Source organism: Streptococcus suis (genome assembly GCF_002960445.1).
GTDB classification, from domain to species: Bacteria; Bacillota; Bacilli; order Lactobacillales; family Streptococcaceae; genus Streptococcus; species Streptococcus hyiners.
In genome coordinates this window covers 54,873-72,722 of the sequence record NZ_POJD01000066.1, presented here as the reverse complement: position 1 = coordinate 72,722, position 17,850 = coordinate 54,873, and the positions used below count along the sequence as shown (strand labels likewise).

The window sequence follows — 17,850 nt, the reverse complement described above, 5'->3', positions numbered from 1 at the left end:
TTGACTTCTTTTTTGTAAAAAATCACTGTCTCTCAAAATAACGAGAAACAGTGACCTTCCTTATTAAAACAAATCATCAAATAAGCTCAACTGGTTATCCTCTGGTAGTTTACCAAGGATGCCCATCTCATCCATTTTTTCAACAAGGGTACTGGATAGACCGCCTCGCTTACGGAGTTCTGTCTTGGAGAGAAATTCTCCTTCAGCACGCGCCGTTACAAGCTGCTTGGCAACGTTCTCTCCCAGACCATCCATAGCGACAAATGGTGGGATGAGGGTGTCGTCTTCAATCAAGAAGTCCGTCGCATGGGACTTGTAAAGGTCCAACTTGCCAAACTTGAAGCCACGTTCCAGCATTTCATTGACCAATTCAAGTGTGGTATAGAGATCCTGCTCAACGTTTGAGGCCTCATTGTTTTTCTTCTTGAGAGCAATCTCTTCCATCTTGGCCTTGACTCGTTCCAAGCCACCTGACATGGTCGCCAAATCAAAGGCCTTGGCACGAATAGAGAAGTAAGCACAATAGTAGTAGATTGGATAGTGAACCTTGAAGTAAGCAACCCGCAGGGCCATCATAACGTAGGCAGCCGCGTGGGCTTTGGGGAACATGTACTTGATCTTTCCACAGGATTCGATGTACCAGTCTGGCACCTTATTATCCTTCATATGTTGGATATAGCTGTTTCGCTCTTCCTCAGAAATCTTGAGCCACATGCCCTTCCGCACCCGCTCCATGATATTAAAGGCCATCTTAGGTGGTAGACCTGCGTGCATGAGATAAACCATGATGTCATCCCGACAACCGATAACAGTGGATAGGTCGGCAATTCCTGCCTTAATCAAGTCCTGGGCATTGCCCAACCATACGTCTGTACCATGGGATAGACCAGACAGCTGCAGGAGTTCCGCAAAGGTGGTCGGCTTGGTTTCCTCCACCATTCCCCGAACAAAGTTGGTTCCAAATTCAGGAATGCCTAGCATACCTGTCGGTGTCCCAATCTGCTCTGGGGTAACTCCCAAAATTTCCGTACCTGAGAAAAGGGCCATCACTCCCTTGTCATCAGCAGGAATGGTCTGCGGATCAATGCCCGACAAGTCCTGCAGCTTGCGAACCATGGTCGGATCATCGTGTCCCAGGACATCGAGCTTCAAGACGTTTTCATCAATATCGTGGAAGTTAAAGTGGGTGGTCTGCCAGTTGGCCGTCACATCATCGGCAGGATATTGGACAGGCGTAAAGTCATAGACATCCATGTAGTCAGGGAATACGATAATTCCTCCTGGGTGCTGACCTGTCGTTCGTTTGACCCCAGCCGCACCAGCAGCCAAACGTTCCACCTCTACATCACGGTAGAATTTGCCATAATCCCGCTCATAGCCTCGAACAAAACCATAGGCCGTCTTAGCAGCTACCGTACCTACCGTTCCTGCACGGAAGGCATTTTCTTCGCCGAAAATATCCCGTACATCCAAGTGGGCAGAGGGTTGGTCATCCCCTGAGAAGTTCAAGTCAATATCGGGAACCTTGTCTCCATCGAAACCAAGGAAAGTCTCGAAAGGAATGTCCTGTCCATCTTTTTTATACTTGGTGCCGCATTCTTCACAGTCCTTATCTGGCAGGTCAAAACCTGAACCATAGGAACCATCTGTGATAAATTCACTGTGTTGACAATTTGGACAGACATAGTGAGGAGGCATAGGGTTTACTTCGGTAATCCCAATCATGGTCGCAACGAAACTGGAGCCGACAGACCCCCGTGAACCAACCAGATACCCTCGTTCATTTGACCGTTGCACCAACATCTGCGATGCCAGGTAAATCACGGCGAAACCATTACCCAGAATGGATGTCAGTTCCTTTTCAATCCGCAGGTCAATAATATCTGGAAGAGGATTGCCATAAATTTCAAAGGCTTTTTGATAGGTCAATTCCGCAACCGTTTCCTCGGCCTTTTCGATATATGGTGTATAGAGGTCGGTCTTAACCACCTGGACATCTTCAAACCGGTCCAGCATAGCATTTGGATTGGTAATGACAATCTCACGGGCTAGACTTTCACCCAAGAATGCAAACTCGTCCAACATCTCGCTAGTTGTTCTAAAGTGGGCTTTTGGCAGGGGTGCTGGCTGGGCATTCTCACCATTTCCGATAGTCCAGTTAATCGGTGCCCCTTGACCGAGGGCCCGAACAATAATTTCCCGATAGATTTCCTCTTCGGGGTCAATGTAGTGGACATTTCCAGTCGCCAGAACAGGCAGACCTGCCCTACGTCCTACCTCAATCAACTGCTTGATGGTTTCTTCAATCTCTGCCATGTCCTTGAATTGCTCCTTGGCAATCATAGGAGCGTAGAGAGCTGGAGGCATGACCTCGATAAAATCATAATAGCCCGCTGTCTTAACCGCATCATCCATTCCCTTAGAAAGCAAGTCATCAAAAACCTCGCCCTCTTGACAGGCTGTTCCTAGTATCAAGCCTTCTCGGTGGGCATCCAGAACCGTTCTGGGAATGCGAGGAACTCCCTCAAAATACTTGGTATTGGACAAGGAAACCAGTTTGAAGATATTTTTTAAACCAACCTGATTGACCACATAGAGCGTAGCGTGTTTGACGCGGGCCTTCTTATAAGAATCCTCCGCCACCAATTCTGTATTGAGCTGGTTGAGATTGATCAGATTGTGTTTCTCCAAGGCTTCTTTTAGGAAGATAAAGAGCAGGCGACCAGTGGCCTCCGCATCATAATTGGCCATGTGGTGATGCTCAAGAGCAACACCAAATCGCTTGGTCAAGGCTGCCAAACCGTGCCGCTTGTAGTCTGGATAAAGGTTTCGGGCAAATTCTAGCGTATCGATGACCGGTTGGCTGATGATTGGCAAGCCAGCTCGTTCATAGTTAACATTCATGAAACCAACGTCAAAGGTCGCGTTGTGGGCAACCATAATGGAATCCTGACAGAAGTCCTGAAACTCGCGCAAAACTTGCTCCAAGGGCTTGGAGCCACGCACATGCTCATCTGTAATCCCCGTCAACTCGGTCGTAAACTGACTCAGAGGATGACCTGGATCGATAAACTCATCAAACTCCGCAATGATATTGCCCTTGTGCATCTTAGAGGCCGCAATCTGAATTAGGGCATTGTTGACAGCAGAAAGACCAGTCGTTTCCACGTCAAAGACCACATAGGTCGCGTCAGATAGAACCATATCCGCTTCATTGTAGACAATGGGAACCGAGTCCTCAACGATATTGGCTTCCATACCAAAGAGGGGCTTAATCCCAGCCTTACGAGCAGCATGGTAGCCATGGGGGAAGGATTGAACATTTCCGTGGTCGGTAATGGCCACCGCCTTGTGTCCCCAAGCCGCAGCACGCGCCACCAAGTCTTCAACGGCAGGCAGGGCATCCATGGTAGACATGTTTGTATGGGCATGAAACTCGACCCGCTTCTCCCCCTCAGGCATAAGGTCCTTACGGATTTCCTTCTTGACCTCCTGGACCTCCTGGACATTCATAGTCAAATCACGGGTGAAATTATTGGTTTCCACATTTCCACGCACCCGCAGCCAGTTGCCCTTTTTGACCATATCAAACTTCTGGGCTTCTTCCTCATTCTTAGCCCACTTCTGCAAGGTAAAGGACGAAGTATAGTCAGTCATCTTAAAGTTGATAATGACCCGCCCCGTCTTAGTCGTCTTCTGCTCGACCTCGAAGACCAGACCCTCAAAGACAATCCGATTCTCCTCGCTATCCACCTCAATCATAGGCGTAATCTCAGCCTTTTCAATATTGACCTTGGCAGGACGATTTTTCTTATATTCTGGGACAAATGGCTGAGCTGCCTCTGGTGGTGGAGCCATTTGAGCCAGTTGTTCAAGGGCCGCCAGATTTTCCTCATTGGCCTGCTGGTAAATTTCTTCATTCTGCGCATGGAAGACCGCAGCCTGCTGCTGCGTCATCTCTTGACAAACTTCAATATCCACCGCAAGATTGGCAAAACCAAATCGCTTGTATTGTTCCACAAGGTTTGGCAGGTGATTTTTCCGAAAATGAACGGTATCAATAGTTTCAGGCCCCTTTATCCACAGAGTATTCTCCCGATAAACAACCTCCAAAGATTGAAACAGAGCCTTGAAACCTGCACTCTGACACAAATCTTCTGTAAAAGCCTCTGGATAATAGGCCTCTACTAAGCCCGCTTCAAAACTTTCCGCATCACTGACGATAGAAAATTGAATCTTATTTCCCACCTTTTCAAACTCTGTCGCCAAACGAGCCTTGAAGAGTTGATAGTCCATCAGAGGCAAGGGCTTTTCAAAGCGGAAGGTAAATTCCCAGAGTTTGCTGACCTTGTGCAAGACCACTTTCTCAATCGTTGCAGTCGAAAAAGCCCCTGATTGCTGTGCATCAAGAGGCATCCCGATTTGTTGAAGCAAGAGCTGAAACTTATCTGACATGACCATTTCCTTTGTAGTTCGTTAGAAACATTTTACCATAAATGGAGGAAATTTTCTTGGGAGAGAGAAAAAACCTCTTCGGCATTCCAAAAGAGGTTCATCATTTGATACTTAACTTACCAAGCCGCAGCTTCTGTCGGAGCCTGCAAGAAGTCTAGCCAGACTGGATCCTTGACACGACAAAGGGTGACAGATATACCTTCCATATCTAAACTGGTCATAAACTTACCTGTTTTAATATAGGGTAGTTTCAAGCCTTCTAATTCCAAGAACTGGTACAAATCATTGAGAAAGATGCCTTGCTCCAACTCAGACAGGTTCCCTAGATTGTTGACCAAGAGGACATACTCCTCCCCCTCCTTCCAACGGAATTTCAGTTTTAGCTTATTGACAATTTCATTAGCTAATTGCTCCGAAGATTCGTAGGTTACGGTGCGATAACCTTCCTCTCCATGAATGCCGATTCCATAGGAAATTTCTCCATCCGCCAAATCAAATAAAGGCTGGCTGACATCTGGCAAGCAGGCTGACTTGGTCGCAAAACCAATGGTCGCTATCTCTGTTGCTAGAGAAAGTCCCAGTTGTTCCAATTGATCTAAATTGTAGCCAGAGAGAGCTGCAGCCCCAAGAACCTTATGCAGAAGAATAGTCCCCGCCAGCCCACGGTGGCGCATGCGGAAATTATCCTTGGTATCGACTGAGATATCGTCATGGGATACAATATATTTCACAGCTATACCTTCTTTTCTCGCTTCCGCGATGGCTTGACCAAAGGTTTCTAAATCTGCCTCAAAGTTTTTTACAATCAGAAAAACTCCCTTACCCTTATGAACAGCACGAATGGCTGCCAAGACTTCTTCGGCAGTTGGTGGAGTAAAAATCTCTCCATAGACTGCTGCAGTCAGCATTCCTTTGCCGACGAAACCAACATGGGCCGGTTCATGCCCAGAACCACCGCCTGAGATGATGGGAACCAGCTGACTATCCTGTTCTTTTTGAACTAGAATAGGTTGATGTTCAAGTTTCTTTACATGCTGATTTGTCCGATAGAATCCTTCAATGTAATCCGCAATCACATTATCCTGTCTATTTTTTATAAATACCATCCCTCTTCTCCCTCGAATTGTGATTAGAAAATGACTGCTCTAGTAAGGTGATAATTTGGCCATACATACTATGAATAGCACAAGGGGATTGAGCTAGCCCCTTCTTAATCAGACCAATCCAAGCGCTCGAATGGTAGGTCACTAAAAACTCCTGTTCCTGCCTTGTAAAATAGCGACCTTCTTTGGACTGATATTCCGCCAGTAATTTTTCCATCAGAACCCTAAAATAGCCTTCCAGATAGGTCACAAAGTCATTTTGTCCCTCAATTTCAAACAAGTGTTTGTAAAATACCTGGTTACAATCAATGTAATAGAGCAGTTCATCTAAGAGCTTCACCCCACTGATATAGGTCAGATTGTCTGTCACCTGCTCCTGCAATTCTGTTTCAAAAATCCAATCCAGTAGCTCATACTTGTCCAAAAAATGATTGTAAAAGGTTTGACGACGGATACCTGCTTCCTGCATGATATCGACAACAGAAAGCTTGTCAAAAGATTTTAGCGATAATTGCCTTTTAAAGGCCTTGGCGATTCTTTTCTTGGTAATCAACGAGGTTGGCATATGTCACTTCCTTTCGCTTCCTCTCCATTATACCCTATCATGCTTTTGATAGAAACAAAAGGGACACATTTTAGAATTTGTCCCTTCCTTTTTCAATTATTTAAAAATATAATAACAGTATAAAAAACAAAGGAGTCTATCTCATGAAAAAAATCATTAACCAACCTGAACATGTCGTTGACGAAATGTTGAAAGGCCTTGTCTTTATGCACCAAGATGTGATTGAGCGTATTGACGGTTTTGAAGTCATTGTTCGCAAGGCAGAAAAGACTGGCAAAGTCGGCATCATCTCAGGAGGTGGTTCTGGTCACGAACCTTCTCATGCAGGCTTTGTCGGCAAGGGCATGTTGTCCGCTGCTGTATGTGGCGCAGTATTTACCTCACCAACACCAGACCAGATCTTAGAAGCCATTAAGGCAGCTGATGAAGGCGCTGGAGTCTTCATGGTCATCAAAAACTACTCTGGCGACATCATGAACTTTGAAATGGCACAAGAGTTGGCTGAAATGGAAGGAATCGAAGTGGCTAGTGTCGTTGTGGACGATGACATCGCTGTGGAAAATAGCCTCTATACCCAAGGCCGTCGTGGCGTAGCAGGTACCATCCTTGTCCACAAGATTCTCGGTCATGCTGCTGAAACTGGTAAATCGCTTGCTGAGATTAAAGAATTAGCTGACCGCCTCGTTCCACAAATCAAGACTATCGGTCTTGCGCTTTCAGGCGCTACTGTTCCAGAAGTGGGCAAACCAGGCTTCGTCCTTGAAGAAGATGAATTTGAGTATGGCGTTGGTATCCATGGCGAACCTGGCTATAAGAAAGAAAAACTACAACCATCTGCAAAATTGGCTGAAGAATTGGTTGAGAAATTGGCAGAGGGCTTTGACATTCAAGATGGTGAACACTACGGTGTCCTTATCAATGGTCTTGGAGCAACTCCTCTCATGGAGCAATATGTTTTTGCCAACGACGTTGCGCAATTACTAGCTAAAAAAGGGGTTCTTGTCGATTACAAGAAAATCGGTAACTATATGACATCCATTGATATGGCTGGACTGTCACTGACTTTGATTAAACTAGAAGATCCAAGCTGGATAGACGCTTTACAGGCTCCTGTTGAAGTTGTCGCTTGGTAGGAGAACGCTTATGGATGCAAAAACAGCATTGACATGGATGGAGAAATTCAACGAAAAAATTCAAACGAATAAGGATTATTTGAGCCAACTCGATTCACCGATTGGCGATGGAGATCATGGCGGAAACATGGCTCGAGGTATGGCGGCTGTCATGCAGGAGCTATCTGACAAAGACTACGATAGTGCTGACCAGGTTTTCAAAGTGGTTGCCATGCAGCTTCTCAGTAAGGTTGGTGGGGCTTCAGGTCCTCTCTATGGCTCTGCTTTTATGGGAATTTCCAAGGCTAGCCAGACTGATACTGATTTGGCAGATGTGCTACAAGCAGGTTTGGATATGATTCAAAAACGTGGCAAGGCCGAATTAGGTGAAAAAACCATGGTGGATGTTTGGGTCCCTGTCATTGCTGCCCTAAGAGAAAACCAGCTGACAACGGAAATTATCCATAAAGCCGTTCAAGGGACAAAGGATATTGCTGCAACCAAGGGACGCGCGTCCTATGTTGGGGAAAGGTCTATTGGACACATTGATCCAGGCTCTTTCTCATCTGGACTTCTCTTTGAAGCCATGTTGGAGGCAGGACTATGACAAAGGTTGGTATCTTACTCGTATCCCATTCCAAAAATCTGGCTCAAGGTATTATTGACCTAGTATCCGAAGTCGCAAAAGATATTCCGATTACCTACTGTGGAGGATTGGAGGATGGCAGTATCGGAACTAGCTTTGAAATTGTACAAGACAGGATTGAAACAAATCCAGCAAGTACAGTCCTTGCCTTCTTTGATCTTGGGAGTGCTAGGATGAACATTGAACTGGCTGCCGATTTTTCTGATAAGCAAGTCCTTATCCAAACTGTGCCAGTTGTAGAAGGATGCTACACAGCTGCTGCCCTCTTACAGGCAGGAGCAGATTTAAACACCATCCTTGACCAATTACAGGAGCTTGAAATCAAAAAATAAATCCATATTAAAAGCCGAGTTTTTATAAACTTCGGCTTTTTCTTATTACTTATTCAAAATTTGTAAGGTTTCAAGCAGTTGATCCACGTGGACTTCAACCGTATCACCTGTTCCCTTGATTTTCACTTCAACAATGCCGTCAGCAGCTTTCTTACCAACTGTCACACGGATTGGCAAACCAATCAAGTCACTGTCAGAGAATTTCACACCGACACGCTCATTACGATCATCTGTCAAGACTTCGTAGCCTGCGCCAACCAAGCTGGCTTCGATGGACTGGGTCAAGGCCATAGCTTCTTCGTCTTTTACGTTGACTGGGATTAGATGAACATCAAACGGAGCCAATTCTTTAGGGAAGTTGATTCCCCAAGCGTAACGGTATTCGCCTTTTGGTGTCTTGTTGACAAAGAGGCGAGCGTGTTGCTCAAGAACAGCTGACAAAAGGCGGCTAACACCAATTCCGTAACATCCCATGATAATCGGCATAGAACGACCATTCTCATCCAAGATGTTGGCATTCATGCTATCTGAATAACGGGTACCAAGCTTGAAAATATGACCAATCTCGATACCGCGAGCAAAGTTGAGAACACCGTGTCCATCTGGAGAAGGCTCGCCTTCCTTGACCTCACGAATGTCCACATACTCAGTCACTTGGAAATCACGTCCTGCATTGGCACCTGTGTAGTGGAAACCATCTTCGTTGGCACCGACTACAGCATTTTTCACATCTTGCACCTTACGGTCTGCAATAATCTTGATGTTTTCTGGCAAGCCGACTGGTCCAAGAGAACCAAAACCTGCACCGAAGATTTTTTCAGCATCCGCTGGACCTGCTGCATCAAAGAAATCAGCTCCAAGGTAGTTTTTCAACTTGACATCGTTCACCTGGTCATTGCCAACAAGGAGGGCAACAACAGGCTCGCCATCTGCCATAAAGAGCATGGTTTTGATGGTTTGCTCTTCAGCAACGTTCAAGAAGGCAGCAACCTCGTCAATTGTTTTGACATCTGGTGTAGCAACTTTAACCAAGTCTTCTTCAACCACGACAGCTGTACTTGGTTTGTATTCGCTAGTTGCCATTTCTAGGTTGGCAGCGTAACCAGACTCGCTAGAGTAGGCGATGGTGTCCTCACCAGACACAGACCAAGCCAAAAGTTCTGCCTTGATTGCTTCAAGAACATCCTCTGGGATTTCCTCAAAAGAAGCAACCGACTTGTCCAAGACAACCCAACGGTCCAGATCAGTACGGTCCGGTGTAATAGCCATAAATTCCTGGCTATCCTTACCACCCATGGCACCACCGTCACCGATGATAGCCTTGAACTCAAGTCCTGCACGAGTGAAAATAGCCTCGTAAGCTGCCTTATAGTCATCGTAGGTCTGGTCTAAGCTCTCATAGCTAGCGTGGAAGCTGTAACCGTCTTTCATGATAAACTCACGACCACGGAGAAGACCATTACGAGGACGTTTTTCATCACGGTATTTTGGCTGGATTTGGTAAATGTTGAGTGGCAACTGCTTGTAAGATTGCACCGCATCACGCGCCAATAGTGTCACCGTTTCTTCGTGGGTTGGTCCCAAGATAAAGTCCGAACCCTCACGGTTTTTGAGCTTGTAGAGGTCATCACCGTAGGTTTCATAACGGCCAGACTCACGCCAAATGTCCGCTGACAAGAGAGCTGGTGCCAAAAATTCAATAGCATCAATCTTATCAAACTCCTCCCGCATGATATTTTTTGCTTTTTCAATCACACGATTAGCCAATGGCAAGTAGCTGTAAATACCAGCAGAAATCTGACGGACATAACCCGCACGCAACATCAAGGCGTGGCTAATCACCGACGCATCCGAAGGCATCTCCCGCAAAGTAGGGATAATCATTTTAGACTGTTTCATGTTTATGATACAGAGAGCGATCAAAAAGCGACCGAATTTTAGGAAACGACCTGAAATCCTGATTTCAGAAGTCGTTTATCTAAATTCCGAGCTTTTCGCTCGAGTTCAAATCTGAAAACTCTCTGTTCCTTTCTTATTCGTGTTTTTCAGAACATCCTGCGTTTAACACGCATTCAGTTCCTTTCATCATTTGTTTGTCAGGAAGACACAGGTTTCAGCCCGTGTTCAGTTCCTTTCGTATTTTTCAGAACATCCTGCGTTTAGCACGCATTCAGTTCCTTTCATCATTTGTTTGTCAGGAAGACACGGTTTCAGCCCGTGTTCAATTCCTTTCGTAGTTTTTATTTAGAAGAAGACACGCATAATGTCATTCCAGGTCACGACTAGCATGAGAACAACCATAATGGCAACTCCTGCTAGAGTGATATAGGATTCTGTTTCTGGTTTAAGCGGCTTTCTGCGAATGCCTTCTAAAATGTTCATGACAATCTTACCACCATCCAAAGCTGGTATTGGGATAAGGTTGAAAATACCGATATTGATCGACAACATAGCCATCAGATTAAAGACTGAGAACCAGCCATTTGCGGCAGCTTGATTGCTGACAGAATAAATGGCAACTGGTCCGCCCAACTGCTTGACATCAAAGTTGGCAATCAAATTCTTCAAGGCTGTTACAACGATAAGGGCTGTTTCTCCTGCTCGCTGGAAACCTCCAACAATCATGTCAAAGAAACCTGTTTTTAAAATGGGGGAAACGCCAATTCGGTAACTATCCTCAACCTTTTCAGCCGTAACCGTGAGCGATTTTTCAGTTCCTTTATGCTCTACGACCAAATCAAAACTTGGAGCTGTAGTCGCTTCCGCTGCGGATTGACTAATAGCGCTAGCAATTTCCGTATAAGTATCCGTTGCTTGACCATTGATAGACAAGATCTTATCACCCGTAACGATGCCTGCAGCCTGTAAAGCCCCTCCATCTGTCACACGAATCGCATTAGTCGTTGGGTCAGCAACCCCACCCTGAGCAAAGATCAGCATGATGAAAATGAAAGTACCCAAAATAAAGTTATTCATAGGACCAGCAAAGTTGGTCATCAATCGACCCCAAACGGTCGCATGCTGGTATTGAACATCCAGCGGAGCAATGCGAACTTCCGTTCCATCCTCCTCTACAATCGTAGCATCGTGGTCAACCTTGTAGGTCTTGCTTTCATCTAACACCAAGCCTGTGATTTCTAGCTTTTCCTCGAAATCAAAACTAGTCACATTCATGGGTAAGCTAACATTATCAAGCTGTTTTCCAGAAAGATTGATACGAGTAACAACCCCATCTGCATTCAAGGTCAGGCTAGCTGGCGTCCCCGTCTTAATTTCCGTCTTATCTTCACCCCAACCAGCCATACGAACATAGCCACCGAGCGGAAGGATACGAATAGTATAAGCCGTCCCATCTTTACCAATGTGAGCAAAGATTTTAGGGCCCATACCAATGGCAAATTCTCTGACAAGGATTCCCGATTTTTTGGCAAAGTAGAAATGCCCAAATTCATGAACAACTACAATCACACCAAATATAAAGATAAAGGCTAAAATTCCCTTCATAGTCCCTCCTTAAAACAGTCCAAAGAAGTGCATGATAGGAAAGACAAAGATCATACCATCAAAGCGGTCTAAAATACCACCATGACCTGGAATCAGATTGCCAGAATCCTTAACACCAAAGTGGCGCTTAATAGCACTTTCTACTAAATCACCAAATTGAACAAAAGCAGAGAAGATGGCCACCAATACCAACATCAAGAAGAAGGGATAACCTGCTCGAAGACTTTTATCAACCAATAAGAAAATAATCGACAAGACGAGAGCGGAGCCAATCCCACCAAAAAATCCTTCCACCGTCTTATTGGGTGATACTTTTGGTAATAACTTTCTTCGACCAAATTGGCGACCAACCAGATAAGCCCCAATATCCGTTGCCCATACAATACAAAGTGCAAACAATACCTTATTCAAGCCATCCGTCCGTGCCAACAGCAAATTATGAAAACCAATCCCTACATAAAAACTAGAGGCAATCGGAAAAACCACATCCGAGTAGTTGTACTCTCCCAAATTAAAAACGGTCGTTCCGAGAAGAAGGAATACGACAATGGCATAAGCTGTGTAGTTGCCGTCAGTTGGTAAAAAAGTCAGGTAATTCTGCAAAGGCAAGGTCAAGACCAAACTTGCCAACATGGCAAGAACCCCCTCAATTGAATTGGGAGCCAACTGCTTCATTTTGAGCAATTCAGCCGTAGCAATCATCGCTAGTAGGCCTACAAAGAAATGAAAAGCCGTTCCCCCAAGCAATACAAAGGGCAGGAAGACCACAAAAGCAATCCCGCCAAATACCACTCGTTTCTGCAAATCGTTTGTCATAACCTCTCCTTACACGCCACCAAAACGCCTGTGGCGACGGTTGTATTCTTTAATAGCTAATTTTAGTGCTTCTCCATCAAAATCTGGCCAAGCAATATCTGTAAAATACAGCTCACTATAGGCTGTCTGCCAAGGCAAGAAATTACTCAAGCGCAATTCTCCACTAGTCCGAATAACCAAATCAGGATCACGAAGAGCAGGCGATAGACTTCCAGTATAGAGATAGTCTGCAATCAGCTTCTCATCAATATCCCCTGGATTAAACTTGGCATCCAAGACATCTTGTGCAATGGCCTTTATTGCTCGGGTCACCTCATCACGCCCACCGTAATTCAGGGCAAAATTCAAAATCAAACCCGTATTATTCTTGGTTTTTTGCTCTGCCTTGTACAAGGCATTCAAAGTAGCCTCTGGAAGCTTAGAATGATCCCCAATCATCTGGATTTTAACATTATTGGCATGGAGTTCTGGCACATATTTATCATAAAATTCCACAGGCAAGTTCATGATAAACTTCACTTCTTTCTCTGGTCTGGACCAATTTTCTGTTGAAAAAGCATAGACCGTCAAGACTTTCACACCTAAATCTGATGCCGTCTTGGTCACTTTTTGAAGGGCATCCATTCCAGCCTTGTGCCCCATAATCCGAGGTTGCATCCGCTTCTTGGCCCAGCGACCATTGCCATCCATGATGACCGCTATATGCTTGGGTACCTCAATAGCTGTTTCAATGCTTTCCTTCTTTTTAAATTGAAATTTGAACATGGTAGTTTCCTTAAGATGTTATTTACTCTATTTTCTCCGTCATACTGACAAAAAATAAGGATATAATCAGTCTATTATACCATATTTATAGGCTGTTAAGCAAAAATCAGCTAGCACAGTCAAGCAAAAAACCGAGGCTTTCCTCGGCTTTCAGTCATCTATTCTTCGATAGCTGTTTCTGTTTTTTCTTTACTTGCTTCTTCCACGATAGCTGAAGCTGCTGGAGCACTGGCTACACGGTTGCGAATAGCCCCACGTTCAAAGGTCAGGTAAACCCCATCCACGTCCAAGACAACCTTCTTCTCATCGATTTCATCAACAATACCAAACAGACCACCAATAGTAACAATCTCGTCACCTTTTTTAATCTGACTAAGTGCATCCTGGCGCTGTTTTTGTTGTTTGCGCTGGCTATAGAACATAAAACCAATCATAGCAAGCATCAAAACAGGAAATAACAATCCTTGTAAATCTGGCATTTTTTTACCTCTTCTTTTAGTTTATAAACATCATTATACCAAATTCCAGCCTAGAAAGCAAAATTCGGTCGCGCAAAAAGACCGAACTCTCGTTCAGCCTTTATCCATCTTATTTTGCACTCCACACACTCTCAAGGATGTTAGTCTGTTCACGACCTGGGCCGACCGAGAAGGTTGAGATACGCACGCCGACCAATTCGCTGATACGACGAACATAGTTGCGAGCCGCTTCTGGCAATTCATCCAAGCTACGTACACCTGTGATGTCTTCAGACCAACCTGGCATTTCTTCGTAGATTGGTTTGCAGCGTTTGAGTTGTTCTAAGCTTGCTGGGTAGTGGTCAATACGCTCACCATCCAAATCATAAGCCACACAGATTTTCAAGGTGTCAAGACCTGACAAGACATCAATCGAGTTGAGGGACAAGTTGGTAATACCTGACACACGGCGGCTATGGCGCATGACAACAGAGTCAAACCAACCGACACGGCGTGGACGACCTGTTGTCGTACCGTATTCCTTACCAATCTCACGGATACGGTCTCCGATTTCATCGTGCAATTCAGTTGGGAATGGCCCGTCACCAACACGGCTAGTGTAGGCCTTACATACACCAACAACCTTATCAATCTTGCTTGGGCCGACACCGCTACCGATAGTCACACCACCTGCAACTGGGTTTGAAGAAGTAACGAATGGATAGGTCCCTTGGTCAATATCCAACATAACCCCTTGCGCCCCTTCAAACAAGACACGTTTGCCTTGGTCCAAAGCATCGTTCAAGATAACAGATGTATCTGTTACATATTTCTTGATTTCTTGACCGTAAGCATAGTATTCTTCAAAGATTTCGTCAAATTCAATCGGAGTTGACTCATACATTTTCTCAAACAAACGGTTTTTCTCAGCCAAGTTTGTTCTCAAACGCTCCGCAAAAATCTCCTTGTCCAAGAGGTCTGCAATACGGATACCGACACGAGCTGCCTTGTCCATGTAAGCAGGACCGATACCCTTGTTGGTTGTACCAATCTTGTTCTCACCTTTAGACTCTTCTTGCAACTGGTCCAATTTGATGTGGTATGGCAAGATGACGTGTGCGCGGTCTGAAATCCGCAAATTATCTGTCGTCACACCTGAATCGTGGAGGTAGTTGATTTCCTTCACCAAAGATTTTGGATTGACAACTACGCCATTTCCTATAACCGAAATCTTTTCTGGGAAGAAAATTCCAGACGGAATCAAGTGCAACTTATACTTGGTACCGTCGATAACGATAGTATGTCCTGCATTATCTCCACCTTGATAGCGCGCGATTACTTCAGCATTAGCAGACAAGAAGTCTGTAATTTTACCCTTACCTTCGTCGCCCCATTGGGTTCCTACAACAACTACTGATGTCATATTCACTCTTTCTCTGAACTGGCTGACCAGTCCAGCCTTTCTTCTACTTCTGGCAGGAATCTCACCTGCAAGTTTCGTTTTACAATCCATTCTACCAAAAAACGAACATTTTTTCAAGAATTTCCAATATTTTCGTTTATGTCGGATGTTATTCCCTGTCGCATTGTTTTCAATCTCAAAATACGAACAAACGTTTGTTCTGAACATTTTTAAATTTGTTTTTGATAGGAATTTCCGAAGCCTCCTCATCCTTTCCTTTTACCAACTTCATTTTTTCTTTCAAAACGTAGCAGAAATTTGTATTTGTTTTACAAACTAGATAAAATTGGTGTAAGACACTATCAGAAATTGGACGGATTGCATATGTTACAGAAATTATCCCCAAATAGCCCTATCCTCCAAGCCACCTTTGGTTTGGAACGGGAATCCTTACGAATAAATAGCGACAACCGCGTGGCTCAGACACCACACCCTGAGAGCTTAGGCTCACGCAGTTTTCACCCCTATATCCAGACGGATTACAGCGAGCCACAACTAGAACTGATTACACCAGTGGCTCATTCGACCAAGGAAGCCCGCCGTTTCCTCGGAGCCATCACAGATGTAGCGGTGCGGTCAATGGAAAAAACGGAATACCTCTGGCCCCTATCCATGCCACCTGTCATTTCAGAAGAAGAAATCCAAATTGCTCAACTGGAAAGTGACTATGAGTATCAGTACCGTGTTGGTTTGGCGGAACGCTATAGTAAGTTGCTCCAGTCTATGTCAGGCATCCACTACAACTTCGAGCTTGGCAAGGACCTGACCCAGCAACTCTTTGAAGCCAGCGATTACGACGACCTCATCACCTTCAAAAACGCCCTCTATCTCAAGCTGGCTCAGAATTTCCTACGCTACCGTTGGCTCTTGACCTACCTCTACGGAGCTAGCAGTCTGGCTGAAAAAGGATTTTTGACAGAGGAAATTGGCTGCGTGCGGTCTATTCGCAATTCCAACTATGGCTATGTCAACGCCCCTGATGTCCACATCTCCTTCTCTTCTTTGGAGCAATATGTGACCGACATCGAGCAGGCGGTTGCTAGCGGTCAACTGTCTGCCGAAAAGGAATTTTACTCTGCGGTTCGCCTCCGTGGTGCCAAGACCAGCCGGGACTTTTTGACCAAGGGCATTACCTACTTGGAGTTCCGCAACTTCGACCTCAATCCCTTCGAACCCCTGGCCATTAGCCAAGAAACCCTTGACACCACCCACCTCTTTGCCTTGGCACTTCTCTGGCTTGATGACATGGACCAGGTTGACAAGGAATTGACTCAGGCAGCAGACCTCAACAACCGCATCGCCCTCAGTCATCCCCACACCCCCCTACCAGCAGAGGCAGACGCCAGCCCTATCCTGACCGCCATGAAGGCTATCGTTCAGCATTTCAGACTAGATGATTATTACAGTCAGCTCATCGCTCAGGTGGAGGTAGCCCTTCAAGACCCTCGTTTGACCCTTTCTGGAAAAATAGCAGAGCAGGTTGAAGACGGGTCTTTGGAACGATTTGGCCAGCAGCAGGGACAAGTCTTTCATGACTATGCTTGGACAGCCCCTTACGCCCTCAAGGGCTATGAAAACATGGAACTCTCCACCCAGATGATTCTCTTTGACGCCATTCAAATGGGCTTGCATGTCGAGATTTTGGATGAAGAAGACCAGTTTCTCAAGCTCTGGCATGGTGACCATGTCGAGTACATCAAAAATGGTAACATGACTTCCAAGGACAACTACGTCATCCCTCTGGCCATGGCCAACAAGGTCGTGACCAAGAAGATTTTGGACCAGGCTGGTTTTCCAGTGCCTGCGGGAGCTGAATTTTCTAACAAGGAAGATGCCCAGCGGTATTACGGACAGGTCGCCAGCTCTGCTATTGTTGTCAAACCAAAGTCCACCAACTTCGGCCTAGGCATCTCTATCTTCCAAGAGCCAGCCAGCCAAGCAGACTATGAAAAAGCTCTGGATATCGCCTTTGCGGAAGACAATCATGTGCTGGTGGAGGAGTTCGTAGCGGGAACTGAGTACCGTTTCTTTATCTTGGATGGCAAGTGCGAGGCTGTCCTGCTTCGCGTCGCAGCCAATGTCGTAGGGGATGGACAGTCAACCATCCGAGAATTAGTGGAGCAAAAAAACCAAGATCCCCTGCGGGGCCGCGATCACCGCTCACCGCTTGAAATCATCAATCTGGGTGATATCGAACTGCTCATGCTGGAGCAACAGGACTACACACCTGATACGGTCTTGCCTGAGGGAGTGCAAGCCTTTCTGCGTGGCAATTCCAATATCTCCACCGGTGGCGATTCTATTGATATGACCGATCAGATGGACGAGAGCTACAAGCAACTGGCTGCCGCTATGGCCACTGCTATGGGAGCTTGGGCCTGCGGTGTAGATTTGATTATTCCTGACCGCACCAAGCCAGCCAGCAAGGAAGAACCCAACTGCACCTGTATCGAACTTAACTTTAACCCAGCCATGTACCTGCATACCTATACCTACGCAGGACCTGGTCAGAGCATTACGCCGAAGATATTGCGGAAGTTGTTTCCTGAACTTTAAGAGGCTGAGTAAAAAGCCCAGCACCTCTTCTCAGAGTTCGCGTCAACATCTCAGCGCAGTGGTTGATTGGCAGATT

The 17,850-nt window shown here is 45.5% G+C and carries 13 protein-coding genes; 4 read left to right on the top strand and 9 right to left on the bottom strand.

The features are described 5' to 3' along the window. Positions 1–63 precede the first annotated feature (63 nt). The 3 genes from C1G53_RS00735 to dhaS all read right to left on the bottom strand — a co-directional run bounded on the left by C1G53_RS00735 (position 64) and on the right by dhaS (position 6,123). Positions 64–4,455 carry a PolC-type DNA polymerase III gene (locus tag C1G53_RS00735; RefSeq protein WP_105117300.1) on the bottom strand — a complete coding sequence of 1,464 codons (4,392 nt, stop codon included), beginning with the start codon at positions 4,453–4,455 and terminating at the stop codon, positions 64–66. A gap of 116 nt (positions 4,456–4,571) precedes the next feature. Then, positions 4,572–5,561, bottom strand: coding sequence for a DhaKLM operon coactivator DhaQ (gene dhaQ / locus C1G53_RS00730; protein ID WP_105117299.1), 990 nt, complete (start codon positions 5,559–5,561; stop codon positions 4,572–4,574). Then, positions 5,542–6,123, bottom strand: coding sequence for a dihydroxyacetone kinase transcriptional activator DhaS (dhaS, locus tag C1G53_RS00725; RefSeq protein ID WP_105117298.1), 582 nt, complete (start codon positions 6,121–6,123; stop codon positions 5,542–5,544). Before dhaS ends, dhaQ begins: the two co-directional genes overlap by 20 nt. A gap of 143 nt (positions 6,124–6,266) precedes the next feature. On the opposite strand from dhaS, the gene dhaK reads away from it, so the two are divergent. The 3 genes from dhaK to dhaM are packed head-to-tail and all read left to right on the top strand — an operon-like array spanning position 6,267 to position 8,213. Continuing rightward, positions 6,267–7,256 carry a dihydroxyacetone kinase subunit DhaK gene (gene dhaK / locus C1G53_RS00720; RefSeq protein ID WP_105117297.1) on the top strand — a complete coding sequence of 330 codons (990 nt, stop codon included), beginning with the start codon at positions 6,267–6,269 and terminating at the stop codon, positions 7,254–7,256. 10 nt (positions 7,257–7,266) lie between these two features. Continuing rightward, the gene (gene dhaL / locus C1G53_RS00715) at positions 7,267–7,842 is read left to right on the top strand and encodes a dihydroxyacetone kinase subunit DhaL (RefSeq protein WP_105117296.1); all 576 of its coding nucleotides are present in this window, start codon (positions 7,267–7,269) and stop codon (positions 7,840–7,842) included. After that, positions 7,839–8,213 (top strand): dihydroxyacetone kinase phosphoryl donor subunit DhaM, encoded by a 375-nt coding sequence (dhaM, locus tag C1G53_RS00710; RefSeq protein WP_105117295.1) that lies wholly within the window; start codon positions 7,839–7,841, stop codon positions 8,211–8,213. Before dhaL ends, dhaM begins: the two co-directional genes overlap by 4 nt. A gap of 45 nt (positions 8,214–8,258) precedes the next feature. Here the strand turns inward: dhaM and C1G53_RS00705 are convergent, their stop codons facing one another. The 6 genes from C1G53_RS00705 to C1G53_RS00680 all read right to left on the bottom strand — a co-directional run bounded on the left by C1G53_RS00705 (position 8,259) and on the right by C1G53_RS00680 (position 15,179). Then, positions 8,259–10,112, bottom strand: a complete 1,854-nt coding sequence (locus tag C1G53_RS00705) for a proline--tRNA ligase (protein ID WP_105117294.1) — start codon at positions 10,110–10,112, stop codon at positions 8,259–8,261. A gap of 345 nt (positions 10,113–10,457) precedes the next feature. Next, entirely contained in the window at positions 10,458–11,717 is a 1,260-nt protein-coding gene (gene rseP / locus C1G53_RS00700; RefSeq protein WP_105117293.1) for an RIP metalloprotease RseP, read from the bottom strand. A gap of 9 nt (positions 11,718–11,726) precedes the next feature. Beyond that, positions 11,727–12,521 (bottom strand): phosphatidate cytidylyltransferase, encoded by a 795-nt coding sequence (locus C1G53_RS00695; protein WP_161941340.1) that lies wholly within the window; start codon positions 12,519–12,521, stop codon positions 11,727–11,729. Positions 12,522–12,542: 21 nt separating this feature from the next. Then, positions 12,543–13,298 (bottom strand): isoprenyl transferase, encoded by a 756-nt coding sequence (locus C1G53_RS00690; protein WP_105114348.1) that lies wholly within the window; start codon positions 13,296–13,298, stop codon positions 12,543–12,545. A 158-nt stretch (positions 13,299–13,456) separates the two neighbouring features. Then, entirely contained in the window at positions 13,457–13,777 is a 321-nt protein-coding gene (yajC, locus tag C1G53_RS00685; RefSeq protein WP_105114347.1) for a preprotein translocase subunit YajC, read from the bottom strand. A gap of 109 nt (positions 13,778–13,886) precedes the next feature. Then, entirely contained in the window at positions 13,887–15,179 is a 1,293-nt protein-coding gene (locus tag C1G53_RS00680) for an adenylosuccinate synthase (protein ID WP_044680578.1), read from the bottom strand. Positions 15,180–15,542: 363 nt separating this feature from the next. Here C1G53_RS00680 and gshAB point away from each other — a divergent pair, with 363 nt between their 5' ends. After that, the gene (gshAB, locus tag C1G53_RS00675) at positions 15,543–17,774 is read left to right on the top strand and encodes a bifunctional glutamate--cysteine ligase GshA/glutathione synthetase GshB (RefSeq protein ID WP_105117291.1); all 2,232 of its coding nucleotides are present in this window, start codon (positions 15,543–15,545) and stop codon (positions 17,772–17,774) included. The last annotated feature ends 76 nt before the right edge of the window (positions 17,775–17,850 follow it).